Origin of the sequence: Sediminibacillus terrae (assembly GCF_009602435.1) — a bacterium.
GTDB classification, from domain to species: Bacteria; Bacillota; Bacilli; order Bacillales; family Amphibacillaceae; genus Sediminibacillus; species Sediminibacillus terrae.
In genome coordinates, this window is the sequence record NZ_VZDQ01000025.1 from 141,944 (window position 1) to 154,694 (window position 12,751).

Consider the following 12,751-nt stretch of genomic DNA (forward strand, 5'->3'; position numbering starts at 1 on the left):
AAACTTAACGTCAATAGAAGAATAGAGTTCTGTTTATTTTGTCTTGATAGGTAGAAATCAGACCACGAAAACGTAGCGGAGGCAAGATACGGAGGTCCAACGGAACAGCACGGGCTGCAAATCCCGCAAGAAAGCGGTTGGTGCCTTCGGAGGAAGTGGAAGCCGTGCCCGTGGAACGCGTATTGTCTTGCCGTAGCGATGCGAAGCGCGGATCAAACAACAGGAAAAAAGAAGTTTATGAACATACAAGTAAAAAACGAACAAATTCGATTGATACTTCGAATTCGCTCGTTTTTTCCTTTACTCAGTAAACTTTTTAAATGCCAGCACGGCATTGTGTCCGCCGAAACCAAAACCATTGGAAATGGCATGGTTTATCTCTGTTTTGACAGCTCGATTTGGTACGTAATCCAAATCGCATTCCCCATCGGGTGTTTCATAATTAATGGTCGGCGGAGCGGTGTCTTCCAGGATGCTTTTCAGTGTGATGACTGCTTCAAGCCCGCCTGCTGCTCCGAACAGATGCCCGGTCATCGATTTCGTCGAGCTCACCTTCAGGTCATAAGCGTGCGAGCCGAATACACGTTTAATCGCGTTTGTTTCCGATTTGTCTCCGTCGGGCGTGCTTGTTCCGTGGGCATTGATATAATCCACAGCCGTCGGTTCGATATTCGCCATATTCAAAGCAAGCTTCATGGCGCTGGCAGCGCCCTCGAAATCAGGAGCGGTGATGTGATGGGCATCCGTAGTCGAACCATAGCCGACGATTTCTCCCAATATGGCTGCCCCTCTTGCTTTGGCATGCTCATATTCCTCCAGGAATAAAATGCCCGACCCTTCTGACATGACGAATCCATCCCGGCCGCTGTCAAAAGGACGGCTGGCTTGTTCAGGAGCATCATTGAAAGTGGACATGGCCCTCATTTTAGAAAACCCTGCAAAAGCAACCGGTGTGATAGAGGCCTCCGCCCCGCCGGCAAGGATACCGTCGGAATAACCGTGTTTGATATTCAGATACGCCTCCCCGATTGCCTGATTCCCTGTGGCGCAAGCCGAGACAGGGGAAAAGCTTGGACCCTTGAAGCCATTTTTGATGGAAAGGATGCCTGAAGCCATATTGCTGATCATCATCGGCACCATAAACGGCGAAACCCGCTTCGGCCCTTTGTCGAGAAATGATTTGTGCTGTTCCAGCGTTGTATGGATTCCTCCGATGCCGGATCCGACATAAACGCCGAGTCTTTCCTTGTTTGCTTTTTCCAAATCCAAGCCGGACTGTGTCAATGCTTGTTGAGCTGCGGCAACGGCATACTGAATGAATAGGTCATACTTACTTGTTTCTTTTTTTTCGAGATATTGTGTGGCATCAAAATCGGTAACATAACCGGCGATTTGTGTGTTTATGTTTTCATAACCATCCGCTTCGATTCGTTTAATGCCGGATTTTCCTTGTTTCACCTTGTCCCAGAGAGCCTCGACAGTGTTCCCGAGCGGCGAGACAACTCCATATCCTGTTACTACTACTCTTCTTGTCATATCCCTGAATCTCCTTGATCACATTTTAAAAGTCTAGTGAATGTTGTCCATATCTTTGAAAAAACTTCCTCTCCCAGTACGCGCTGATACTGCAAGCCGCCTTTCGCACTGGCGATGAGGAGGGCTGCCAATCCTTCCGAATCCTCCATCGCTTTCAAGCCGCCATCCTGCTTGGCGTCTTCAAGCAGCTCTGTCATTATCCCGATTTCCCTTTGGCTGATCTGTCGGACTTTAACCTGCATAGTTCCGGGCAAGTCATTATAATCAGCCTGTAACGCCGAAATCGGACAAACGGCATGTGAATCAACTTGAACTGCTCTTTTGGAGAGGAAAGCAAGCGGTTTGTCGATGTTTTTCATTTTATCCTGTTTGATGGCGGAGTATGTTCGTTCAAGTGTTTCCTCCAGATGTGTACAAACGGCGACGCCCAATTCCTCTTTCTTTTCAAAATGATAATGAATGCCAGCCTTTGTGACACCGAGTTCTTTGGCCAAGTCATCATAGCTGAAAGCTGAAAAGCCTTTTTCTTTTATAAATTTCATCGTTAATAAAATGATTTGCTCTTTTTTAGTGGTCATGGCAATACACTAACTTACTAGTAAGTAAGTTGTCAAATGATCAAGATCCGGGAAAATGGAAATGTCGGTACCCCGACCCCGCGTTCAGGACAGGGATAACCTTGATAATCCCCAGGATATAATAGAGAATGAATAGCAGGACAGGAAAACTTGTCACCCTATGTTTTCCTGAAGCCGTTTGATTAAGGTGATCCAATAAGTCAAGATACTACTCGACAGTTTTTGGGGAGTGACCAATATGCAGGATATTTCTATTTTAATAGCGGAAGATGAAAAGGAAATTGCCGATTTGATTTCCATTCATCTTGAAAAAGAAGGGTATCGCGTTTTTGTGGCAGCGGATGGCCGAGAGGCGTTGGACATTGTGCAGAGCCGGTCTGTCGATCTGCTTGTGTTGGATATCATGATGCCGAAAATGGATGGTTATGAAGTGACCCGTCAGATCCGGGAGCGTTACAGCATGCCGATTATTTTTTTGAGTGCAAAGACTTCGGATTTTGACAAGGTGCAAGGGTTGGTGATCGGTGCGGATGATTATATGACAAAGCCCTTCAACCCGATTGAGTTGATCGCCCGGGTCAATGCACAGCTGCGCCGGTTCAAGAAATGGAATCACAAGCAGACAACACAGACTTCCGACCTGGAGTTCGGTGGTTTGCATATTTCTCCTGACCAGCGACGTGTATTGCTTTACGGAGATACGGTTGAATTGACGCCGAAAGAGTTTGATATTTTGTTTTTACTGGCCAGTCATCCGAATAAAGTTTTCAGCGTGGAAAATATCTTTCAGCGCGTCTGGGACGAAGCGTATTATGAAGGGGCCAATACCGTGATGGTCCATATCCGCACCCTCCGGAAAAAGCTGAAGGAAGACAAGCGGAAAAATAAATTCATCAAAACAGTTTGGGGCGTGGGGTATGCATTCAATGGGTAACCTGTTACATAGTTTTCGGGCAAAAATGGTCATGTTATTCGGTTTGAGTATGCTGCTTTCCGGGCTTGTCACGTATCTGATCTATAAGGTTTTGCAATATTATTACCATACAATGGTTGATTACCAGGATCCACTCACACGGTTGCGTGCCTTTATTCTCCAAGTGGGTGATTTTAATTTCTTTTTAATCATTTTTATACCGGTTGCCATTTTGTTTTTCTTCGTACTCACGAAGCCATATTTAACTTATTTCGATGAAATATCGAAGGGAATACACAATCTTGCCCGAGGAGATTTTCAACACACGATTGCCATCCAGACAAATGATGAATTCGGAGATATAGCAAAAGACATCAATCTGGCAGGAGAGAAACTGAAAGAAGCGATTGAAAGAGGGGATTTTTCAGAGAGCAGCAAAGACCAGCTGGTAGTGAATCTGGCGCACGATTTGCGGACACCGCTCACCTCTGTTTTGGGATATTTGGATTTGATATTGAAGGACGATGGCTTGACGGAGGAGCAAAAAAAACATTATATCACCATCTCTCATACGAAATCCCAGCGCTTGGAGAGACTGATTGATGAATTGTTCGAGCTGACAAGAATGAATTATGGCATGTTGACCGTCGAAAAAAAACAGATTAACTTAAGCAATTTACTGAATCAATTAACAGAAGAGCTATACCCGGTTTTCGAACAAAATCAATTGGCTGCCAGATTGGATATTGTTCCGGATTTGCCCGTTTCGGGAGACGGCGAACTCTTGGCCCGGGTATTTGAAAACCTTCTGACCAATGCGATCCGCTATGGGCAGGATGGTCAATTCGTAGACGTGAAGGGATTTATAGACGGAGATGACGTGGTAGTCCAAGTCATCAACTATGGAGACAGTATTTCGAAAGAGGAATTGCCCTACCTTTTCGATATGTTTTATAAGGGGGATAAATCCAGGGCGCACCAGGAAAACAGTACTGGTCTCGGTTTGTTCATCGCTAAGAACATCATGGAGCAGCATGGCGGTACGATTGCTGCGGACAGCAATTTGATTCGTACGGTGTTCGAAGTCCGGATACCGCTGAATGGAGGAGAGACCGACCAGCAGTAAGCATCATTTAAGAAATATTTAAACTTTACCCCACTTCTTTTTTAAAAAGTTTTTCTTATTCTAATAACAGTTCGGAATGAGGAGGAAACAGAAATGAAGAAGTGGGTTTTATTATTGTTGTTACTATTAATCGGTGGTGGTTATTTTTACGGAGGTAAGGCCACTCCGTTTTTACAGGAGAAGGTGAAAGTAGAAGAAAAGGAACAGGAAGGTTTCCGGGATGTTGAGAAAATAGAAGTAGGAAAAGAGCAAATATATGAGGGAGAGTTATTGTTGGTGAATGAGCAGCATGCAGTACATGAAGAGAGTGTCAGGCAAGATATAGTAGAATTGTTTGACCATCCGGAATTGACGAAGAACTATGGACTGCTGAACAATGACATAAAACTATCGGAGGCATTGGCAGAGGATTTTTTATCGATGGTACAAGCTGCTGAACAAGACGGTGTACACGATTTTTTGATCAGCAGTGGCTATCGCGGTTTTGACGAACAAAATCGATTATATCAAGATATGGGTGGGGATTACGCCTTGCCGGCAGGAAAAAGCGAGCATAATCTCGGGCTGTCACTTGACGTGGGATCGACAGAGGGCGAAATGAGGATAGCAGAGGAAGGGAGATGGATAGAAGATAATGCTTGGAAGCATGGTTTTATCCTGCGTTATCCAAAGAATAAGACGGAGATCACGGGCATTTCCTATGAGCCGTGGCATATTCGGTATGTTGGCTTGCCGCATAGTGCGATTATACATGAAAAGAACCTGGCGTTGGAAGAATACCTCGATTATTTGAAACAACATAAAGAAATAACCGTAGAAGTGGATGGAAAAAAATATGTCGTTTGTTACTATCCGGTATCGGAAACCGAGACCATCGAGGTGCCGGCGGATGGCGATTATACTATATCCGGCGACAACATCGGCGGTGTCATTGTGACATCGGAGAAATAATAGAGCGGAAGCCGGCGGATTAACAGGTTTGGAAAAACAAAAACTTGCAGAAAACCGGAGTAAGGTTTATCTGCAAGTTGAACGGCATTGCCAAGGGAATGTCGCTGTGCGATGAACATATGTTGCCATTGCCTGTACGGTCCGGTCTGAAGCCAATATGATTAATCCGTTATTGGGGTGGTTTTTCTCTCATGTTGTAACTCCATCAGGTATTCCTGGTTATCCTTAATGTCTTTCAATTGTTTCAGGATAATGGCCAAACAGACTACTATAACGAATGAGAATAAAATGATTCCGAGCTCCATAAGAAAAATGCCTCCTTTCCTCTTTCCTCTGATTAGGTTTAAGTGTACCAGGAAGCTTTTGTAGAAACATCAGCTGTGAATCTTCTGAAAAGGAACCTTCCCGGTTGAATTTCTTGTCTAACCCTCTATATAATGAAAAGCATTGCAGCAAAGAATAGGGGGAGAAAAATTGGGATACATAAGAAAATTTTTGCCGGTGGTGGCATTCGTGCTGCTGTTGGCGGCCTGCAGTAACAATGAATCCAGCGAAACAAACGATGGAGATGAAGGTGGAGAGGAAGAGAAGGTGCTCCAGTTAAGTGCACCGGGTGAAATTCCTGGACTGGATCCGACGATGGCAGACAACGACTTCAGCTTTAACATGATCAATCAAGTATTTGAAGGTTTATATCGTCTCGATAAGGAAGGGAATCCGGAACTGGCCCTTGCGGCAGAAGAGCCGGAAGTAAGCGAGGATGGAAAGGTCTACACTTTTTCCATTCGCGAAGACGCAAAATGGTCGGATGGAACTCCTGTTACCGCCGGTGATTTTGAATACGCATGGAAAAAAGCAGTCAATCCGGATACGGCGGCGGCTTACGGTCCGCAGTTTGAGGAAATCGTCGCCAATGCTTCCGAAATCCTTGTCGGCGACAAGCCGGTCGATGACCTCGGAGTCGAAGCCCTCGATGAAAAAAACTTGAAAGTGACATTGGAAAACCCGATTCCATTCTTCAAGGAACTGCTGACAACGGCTATTTTCTTCCCGCAGCCGGAAGACTTTGTAGAGGAACAAGGGGAAGCATATGCGAGGGATTCGGCACATATTCTGTTCAACGGGCCATTTGTCATCGAAGACTGGTCTGGCACCGACACTTCGTGGACCTTCGAAAAAAATGACCAATATTGGGATAAACAAGCGGTCAACGTTGATAAAATCGAAATGAATGTAGTCAAAGATACGTCGACGGCTGTGAACCTTTACAAAAAGGGCCAGCTGGATCGAATTGATTTGACAGGCGACTATGTCAATGAGTATAAAGATAGCGAAGAATACCACACCTTTTTGACCGGTGCCACTTCTTACTTGAAGATGAATCAGGGCAAGGATGGCGAAACGACAGATTTAGCCAATTTGCATATCCGCAAAGCGATCAACATGGCGGTGAATAAACAGGAAATCGTCGATACCATCCTTAATAACGGGTCGATCGTCATCCAAGGCAATGTGCCAAAGGGACTGGCAGAAAATCCGGAAACCGGAGAAGATTTCCGTGCCGAAAACGGTGCTTTGGTCGAATATGATGTGGAGCAGGCGAAGAATGAATGGCAAAAAGGATTGAAAGAGCTTGGTAAAGAGGAACTGGAATTTACCTTGACTACTTCTGACTCCGGTACGTCAAAGCAGTTTGCCGAAAACCTCAAATACCAGCTAGAATCGAATCTTTCCGGCATGACGTTGAATGTCAAAAGCGTGCCGCCGAAGGCCAGCATTTCGGCGAACGTGAACCAGGAGTATGAACTGATTTTGACCGGATGGAATGGGGACTACCAAGATCCGTTGACATACTTGAACCTGTTCATTACGGATAGTCCCGGGAATCACACAGGATATTCGAACGAAGAATACGACAAGCTAGTCCTCGGTGCCAAATCCAATTTGGCCGACAAGCCACAGGAACGTTGGGATGCCTTGTTGAAGGCGGAAAGAATGCTGATTGAAGACAGTGCGGTGCTCGTTCCGCTGTATCAGAAAGGCAGTGCTTATTTGCAGCAAGATTACGTGAAGGACCTGGTTACCTACCAGGTGAGTGCTGATAATTATAAGTGGGTCGACATTGAAAAATAACGATTGAAATTGTGAAGAGGCCATTCTGTCGAGGTGGAGAAAACCCATCGACGGAATGGTCTTTTTTTGTTAGATGAGAGGGAGTTATAAATCTCATTCTAAACCAGCGCCTGTCACGACTGTAACAAGGCGGTATCTGGATAAGTAAATCACAATACTGCACAATGATTGCTCATCAATCTAAACTGAAAGCGTATACAACGTTGTTTTTTTCCGTGCTACAATGAAACCAGCAAGAGGGGGGTGATGCAGTGTGGACGATCGCAGTGATCGAATCTTAAAAGAGATACTGAATTATCCTGGAACAACCAGCAAGCAGCTGGAAAAGAAATATAACTTGTCACGTCGGCAGCTTGGCTATAGTCTCGGCAAAATCAACAGCAGGCTCAAGGAGAACAAACTGCCTGCCATCGAACGGACTCGGCAAGGGCAGTTTCTAATCGGTCAGGAAGTATACTTTTACTTCAACCGGGATTCCGAAGTAATCGAAACGTCGGCTCCGGCTTTATCGGAAAAACAGCGTGTACAGTTGATAACTTTGATGCTTGTCAGCAGGGAAGACCTATCTCTTTTCCATTTCACGAGTGAATTTTATGTCAGCAAAAACACGATATTACAGGATTTGAAACTAGTAGAGGAGCTTGTCGGAAAATTCACCCTTTCCGTCCGCTATTCCCGGAAACAGGGTTATCTTTTGGAAGGAAATGAGTTTCAAGTCCGGCGTTTATTGACATACATCACGAACAAAACCCTGGAAATGGTCAATGGCAAAACACATTTTCTTCGTATTACCGGCATTGGAGAAAAAGACATCCAGGCACTTGCAGAAAGAGTCGGTGGGGTGGAAAAAGAGCTTGGCTTGAAATTCACCGATGAGAAACTGACCACGATGCCGTACATTCTTTCTCTGGTCATCAAAAGAATCGACAAAGGGTGCTTGATCAACTCTTTTTATATCAAATATGAAGAACTGTCGGATACCAAGCAATATCAGGCCACGGAAAAAATATTAGCCGATATCGGGCCGATTCCGATGGAAGAGCGACTGTTCATCACGCTGTTTCTCTTGTCTACCAATGTTTACTGGTCGGGTTTTTTGACAGAAGAAACGATTCCCAATCTGATCAGTGCGCTCAGAAAAATGCTGCGGATATTTGAAAAACGGGCATGCATTACCTTGCAGGATAAGGAACAGCTGCTCAACAAACTCCTTTTGCATGTCAAACCTGCTTATTATCGTATTAAATACCACCTGACGGAAATGACGGAACACCTGCATGAACAGAACAAGCAGCTCCAAGAACTGCATCATTTGATAAGACAATCTACCGGACCGCTGGAAGAGTTGATCGGAATGCCGATACCCGAAAGCGAAACAAGTTATTTAACGCTGCTGATCGGCGGATGGATGACCAGACAGGGGGAAGATATCCGCAAAAAATGGAAAGCGATCGTTGTCTGCCCAAAAGGTGTATCAGTGTCCAGGATGATGTACAGCGAGCTTCGTAATTTGTTTCCGGACTTTATTTTTCTCGATACCTTGTCGATGAGGGAGTTTCAGGAATATCAATTGGACTACGATATCGTCTTTTCCTCTGTTCCGATAAACACCACGAAAAAGCTGTTCATTGCCAGCCCGATTATGGAGCTGGAAGAAAAGGAAAGGCTCAAAAAGCAAGTGATGCTCGAGCTTAGCGGGGTCATCCCCTCGGCCATCGAGGTAGATGATTTGCTCGAGGTCATTTCCGACCATGCCGACATCCGGAACGAAAAGCAGCTGGCCACTGCCCTGTATCAATACATCCACCGAGATCCCACTGCTGCAATAAAACGAAGCAGCAAGGGGCAAGATGGTCTGGCACTGGCCGATCTGTTGACTCCGGAACAAATCACACTGAAACAAGCAGCAAGCTCTTGGGAAGAAGCCGTCCGAATTGCCAGCGGTCCTTTGCTGGAAAACGGGACTGTCACGGAAGGGTATGTAGAGGCGATGCTGGAGAATGAAAAAGACCCATATATTGTGCTTGCGCCAAATATGGCGATTCCCCATGCCGCACCTGATCAGGGTGTCCGGAAAGTGGGCATGAGCATGCTCCGACTGGAGGAGGGAGTCCCCTTCACAGATGATTACTCGATCCAAATCATTGTAGTAATAGCAGCTGTGGATAAGAAAAAGCATTTGAAAGCCTTGGTCCAGCTCATGGAGCTGGCCAGGTCGGAAGAAGCGCGCAGCCAGGTGATGAACGCCGATACCTCTGCCGCTGTTCATGCTGTGATTCAGCAATATGCCGACACATATAATTTACAACTAGGTAGCGAGGTGGAGACATGAATGACTTCTATTTTGAAGAAGCGAACGTACTTTTGAATCTGGAAGCAGAAAACGATAAAGACGTACTAGTGCGGATGGGGAGAAATTTGCAGAAGCTTGGCCTGGTACGGAAGAGCTTCATCGACGCGATTGTCGCCAGGGAAGAAGAATTTTCAACAGGGCTTCCGACCAGCAGCGTTTCTGTAGCGATTCCCCATACCGATATCGAGCATGTGAAACAGAAGTCGATCAGTATCGGCGTTTTAAAAAATGAAGTGGCTTTCGGCGTGATGGGCGATCCCGAAGAAACGACGCCGGTCAAGGTGGTGTTCATGCTGGCGATGGATGAAACACATTCCCAGCTTTATCTGTTGCAGCGGTTGATGAGCATTTTCCAGCATAACACCATGTTGACCACCATCGCCCAGGAGCAGGACAAAGCAAAGATTGTCAGGCTTGTAAAGTCAGAATTGGAAGAAATCAATGAAGGAGGAGAAGTGACATGGCAAAAAAACAAGTATTAGTGGCGTGCGGGGCAGGAATAGCGACATCGACGATCGTAAACAATGCAATCGAGGAAATGGCGAAAGAGCATCAGCTTGATTTGGATATCAAACAAATCAAAATAGCAGAGGTGAACAGCTATGCGGAAACAGCGGATCTTCTAGTGACAACAGCGACCATTCAAAAAGACTACGACTTTCCCGTCATTACGGCTCGTTCCTTTTTGACTGGTATCGGAGTGGAAGATACCAAAAAGCAAATACTCGATGCACTGCTGAAATAATAAAAAGTGGAGGTAGGAAGAGCGTATGGGTATGGATGGAATACTATTTGTGAATTATTTCACATTAAATGAAAATCAGGGGGGATGAAAGTGCAGGGATTTGTCGATTTTATACAAGGATTTCTGGATTTAGGAGCCACGGTCATTTTACCGGTAGCGATTTTTATATTGGGATTGGTCTTCGGGCAAAAGCCGGGGAAAGCATTCCGCTCCGGCTTGACCATCGGGGTGGCGTTTGTCGGTATTTTCCTGGTCGTCGATCTGCTCGTCAACAACTTAGGACCGGCTGCCCAGGGGATGGTGGAAAGACTTGGTGTGGAGTTGAATGTCATTGATGTCGGATGGCCGGCAACGTCGTCGATTGCCTGGGCATCTGTGGTTGCGGCCTTTATCATTCCTGTAGGCTTGGTTGTCAATGTCGTCATGCTGTTGACGAAAACGACCAAAATCATGAACGTGGATATTTGGAACTTCTGGCATTATACCTTCATGGGTGCAGTCGTATATTCCATCTCCGGTAGTATTGTCCAAGGGCTTGTCGCGGCGGTCATTTTTCAAATTATCACCCTCAAAATTGCCGATTGGACAGCGCCGATGGTAAGGGACTTTTATGATTTGCCCGGGGTGGCCATTGCAACAGGAAGTACGGTTTCCTATGCGCCGGGAATCTGGCTGGTGAAATTACTGCAGAAAATACCAGTCATCAAAGACTTGAACGCCGATCCGGATACGATTCAAAAACGTTTTGGGATTTTCGGGGAGTCGATTTTTATCGGGTTGGCTTTAGGAGCGATCATCGGCGCTTTGGCAGGATACGGAGTCGGTGACATCATTGATATCGGCATGGCGATGGCGGCTGTCATGGTCTTGATGCCTAGGATGGTCAAAATTTTAATGGAAGGCCTGATGCCAGTGTCGGAGTCGGCACGTGAATGGCTCAACAAACATTTCGGCAACCGCGAAATCAACATTGGCCTCGATGCTGCAGTATTGCTCGGTCATCCTTCAGTTATTGCAACAGCTTTGATCCTGGTGCCGATAACCGTCATCCTCGCAGTCATTTTACCGGGAAATGCCTTGCTGCCTTTCGGCGATCTGGCTACCATTCCGTTCGTGGTCGCTTTCATCGTAGGGGCCGCCCGGGGTAATATCATCCATTCCGTCATCGTAGGGACAGTGATGATCGCACTGTCGCTGTACATGGCGACAGATATTGCACCAGTGTTCACCGAGATGGGTGCCAACGCTGATCTGGAAATGGATATAGCCGAAAAGTCGACAAGGATTTCCAGTATCGACCAAGGCGGCAACTTAATCAATTGGGTTATCTGGAGAGTTTTCGAAATATTCAACTGATGAAAAGGGAGGAGCAATCGCTAGATGAAGTCATTAGTCAAAACAGCACCCGGTTTCGGTCACCTGGAGATTCAGGAACGTCCGGAGCCGACGCCGGGGAAAGACCAAGTGAAGATTCAAGTAAAATGTGCCGGTATCTGCGGGTCCGACATTCATACGTATGAAGGCAACTATCGCGTGGCAGTTCCCGTGACACTGGGGCATGAATTTTCCGGTATGGTGGTGGAAACCGGCGAAAATGTTTCGGAGTTCAAGGTCGGTGATCGAGTCACTTCTGAAACGACTTTCCAGATCTGCGGCGAGTGTGCCTACTGTCAGACCGGAGATTATAATCTCTGTAGCAATCGCAAAGGGCTAGGTACCCAGCAGGATGGCGGTTTTGCCGAATATTTGATTGCCCGGAAAGAAAGTGTGCATCTTTTACCGGAAAATGTTGATTTTCAAGCTGCTGCCATGACAGAACCTTTGGCCTGCACGTATCATGCCATAGAAAAATCCGTTATCCATCCAGGTGACCTTGTCGTCGTCCTTGGGCCTGGACCGATTGGTCTTTTGACTGCACAGGTTGCTAAAAGCCGCGGTGCCGTTGTCATTATTACCGGCCTTGATCAAGATCAGATCCGTCTGGATAAAGCGGCGGAAATCGGAATCGATCATGTGGTGAATATTCAGCACGAGGATTTGAAACAGTTGGTGGACCACCTAACGGATGGCTATGGAGCAGATATAGTGATGGAATGCTCAGGGGCTGCCCCTGCAGCAAAACAAGGGTTGGATTTGCTGCGGAAGAAAGGGCAATATGTCCAGGTCGGATTGTTTTCGAAGCCGGAGATCCCGTTCGACCTGGAGAAAATCATCCAAAAAGAAATCCGTGTATTGGGGACGAGGAGTCAAAAGCATTCGGACTGGGAGCCCAGTCTGGCTCTGATGGAAGAAGGAAAGGTGGATGCGGCTGCACTGGTCACCCATGAATTTCCGATTACGGAATGGGATAAAGCTTATCAAGCGATAAAAAGCGGGGAAGCGATAAAAGTGCTTCTCAAACCGGTTGGGTGAACCA

12 protein-coding genes are annotated in these 12,751 nt (G+C 46.2%); 9 read left to right on the forward strand and 3 right to left on the reverse strand.

Annotated features, from left to right (window positions below; genetic code table 11):
* Window positions 1–300: 300 nt before the first annotated feature.
* Together fabF and F6X55_RS14090 are read right to left on the reverse strand one after the other, a co-directional pair.
* Window positions 301–1,536 carry a beta-ketoacyl-ACP synthase II gene (gene fabF / locus F6X55_RS14085; RefSeq protein ID WP_153464300.1) on the reverse strand — a complete coding sequence of 412 codons (1,236 nt, stop codon included), beginning with the start codon at window positions 1,534–1,536 and terminating at the stop codon, window positions 301–303.
* Window positions 1,533–2,114, reverse strand: a complete 582-nt coding sequence (locus F6X55_RS14090) for a TetR/AcrR family transcriptional regulator (RefSeq protein ID WP_026569194.1) — start codon at window positions 2,112–2,114, stop codon at window positions 1,533–1,535. Before F6X55_RS14090 ends, fabF begins: the two co-directional genes overlap by 4 nt.
* A gap of 238 nt (window positions 2,115–2,352) precedes the next feature.
* Between F6X55_RS14090 and F6X55_RS14095 the strand changes: the two genes are divergently transcribed.
* The 3 genes from F6X55_RS14095 to F6X55_RS14105 all read left to right on the forward strand — a co-directional run bounded on the left by F6X55_RS14095 (window position 2,353) and on the right by F6X55_RS14105 (window position 5,104).
* Complete coding sequence (locus tag F6X55_RS14095) at window positions 2,353–3,048, forward strand: response regulator transcription factor (RefSeq protein ID WP_026770842.1); 696 nt, start codon at window positions 2,353–2,355, stop codon at window positions 3,046–3,048.
* Entirely contained in the window at window positions 3,041–4,153 is a 1,113-nt protein-coding gene (locus F6X55_RS14100) for a sensor histidine kinase (protein ID WP_153464302.1), read from the forward strand. Before F6X55_RS14095 ends, F6X55_RS14100 begins: the two co-directional genes overlap by 8 nt.
* Window positions 4,154–4,246: 93 nt before the next feature.
* On the forward strand, window positions 4,247–5,104 hold the full coding sequence (locus tag F6X55_RS14105) for a M15 family metallopeptidase (protein WP_153464304.1): 858 nt from the start codon (window positions 4,247–4,249) through the stop codon (window positions 5,102–5,104).
* A 161-nt stretch (window positions 5,105–5,265) separates the two neighbouring features.
* Here F6X55_RS14105 and F6X55_RS14110 read toward each other — a convergent pair whose 3' ends face one another.
* Window positions 5,266–5,409, reverse strand: a complete 144-nt coding sequence (locus F6X55_RS14110) for a hypothetical protein (protein WP_153464306.1) — start codon at window positions 5,407–5,409, stop codon at window positions 5,266–5,268.
* A gap of 169 nt (window positions 5,410–5,578) precedes the next feature.
* Here F6X55_RS14110 and F6X55_RS14115 point away from each other — a divergent pair, with 169 nt between their 5' ends.
* From F6X55_RS14115 to F6X55_RS14140, 6 genes are all read left to right on the forward strand, one after another.
* Window positions 5,579–7,237 carry a peptide ABC transporter substrate-binding protein gene (locus tag F6X55_RS14115; protein WP_202616145.1) on the forward strand — a complete coding sequence of 553 codons (1,659 nt, stop codon included), beginning with the start codon at window positions 5,579–5,581 and terminating at the stop codon, window positions 7,235–7,237.
* A gap of 253 nt (window positions 7,238–7,490) precedes the next feature.
* Window positions 7,491–9,569, forward strand: coding sequence for a BglG family transcription antiterminator (locus tag F6X55_RS14120; RefSeq protein ID WP_153464308.1), 2,079 nt, complete (start codon window positions 7,491–7,493; stop codon window positions 9,567–9,569).
* Complete coding sequence (locus F6X55_RS14125) at window positions 9,566–10,072, forward strand: PTS sugar transporter subunit IIA (RefSeq protein WP_026569199.1); 507 nt, start codon at window positions 9,566–9,568, stop codon at window positions 10,070–10,072. Before F6X55_RS14120 ends, F6X55_RS14125 begins: the two co-directional genes overlap by 4 nt.
* A complete protein-coding gene (locus tag F6X55_RS14130; RefSeq protein ID WP_026569200.1) occupies window positions 10,051–10,335 on the forward strand; it encodes a PTS sugar transporter subunit IIB in 285 nt (94 codons plus the stop codon). Before F6X55_RS14125 ends, F6X55_RS14130 begins: the two co-directional genes overlap by 22 nt.
* A gap of 90 nt (window positions 10,336–10,425) precedes the next feature.
* Window positions 10,426–11,691 carry a galactitol-specific PTS transporter subunit IIC gene (locus F6X55_RS14135; RefSeq protein WP_026569201.1) on the forward strand — a complete coding sequence of 422 codons (1,266 nt, stop codon included), beginning with the start codon at window positions 10,426–10,428 and terminating at the stop codon, window positions 11,689–11,691.
* 24 nt (window positions 11,692–11,715) lie between these two features.
* Window positions 11,716–12,747: a zinc-binding dehydrogenase gene (locus F6X55_RS14140; protein WP_153464310.1), complete on the forward strand. Its 1,032-nt coding sequence runs from the start codon at window positions 11,716–11,718 to the stop codon at window positions 12,745–12,747.
* Window positions 12,748–12,751: the final 4 nt, after the last annotated feature.

What these genes read in the sequence shown, in the direction of transcription:
- F6X55_RS14105 (WP_153464304.1), top strand. Translation starts at nt 4,247, where the DNA reads ATGAAGAAGTGGGTTTTATTATTGTTGTTACTATTAATCGGTGGTGGT.
- F6X55_RS14140 (WP_153464310.1), top strand. Translation starts at nt 11,716, where the DNA reads ATGAAGTCATTAGTCAAAACAGCACCCGGTTTCGGTCACCTGGAGATT.
- fabF (WP_153464300.1), bottom strand. Translation starts at nt 1,536, where the DNA reads ATGACAAGAAGAGTAGTAGTAACAGGATATGGAGTTGTCTCGCCGCTC.
- F6X55_RS14100 (WP_153464302.1), top strand. Translation starts at nt 3,041, where the DNA reads ATGGGTAACCTGTTACATAGTTTTCGGGCAAAAATGGTCATGTTATTC.
- F6X55_RS14090 (WP_026569194.1), bottom strand. Translation starts at nt 2,114, where the DNA reads ATGACCACTAAAAAAGAGCAAATCATTTTATTAACGATGAAATTTATA.
- F6X55_RS14095 (WP_026770842.1), top strand. Translation starts at nt 2,353, where the DNA reads ATGCAGGATATTTCTATTTTAATAGCGGAAGATGAAAAGGAAATTGCC.
- F6X55_RS14130 (WP_026569200.1), top strand. Translation starts at nt 10,051, where the DNA reads ATGGCAAAAAAACAAGTATTAGTGGCGTGCGGGGCAGGAATAGCGACA.
- F6X55_RS14110 (WP_153464306.1), bottom strand. Translation starts at nt 5,409, where the DNA reads ATGGAGCTCGGAATCATTTTATTCTCATTCGTTATAGTAGTCTGTTTG.
- F6X55_RS14125 (WP_026569199.1), top strand. Translation starts at nt 9,566, where the DNA reads ATGAATGACTTCTATTTTGAAGAAGCGAACGTACTTTTGAATCTGGAA.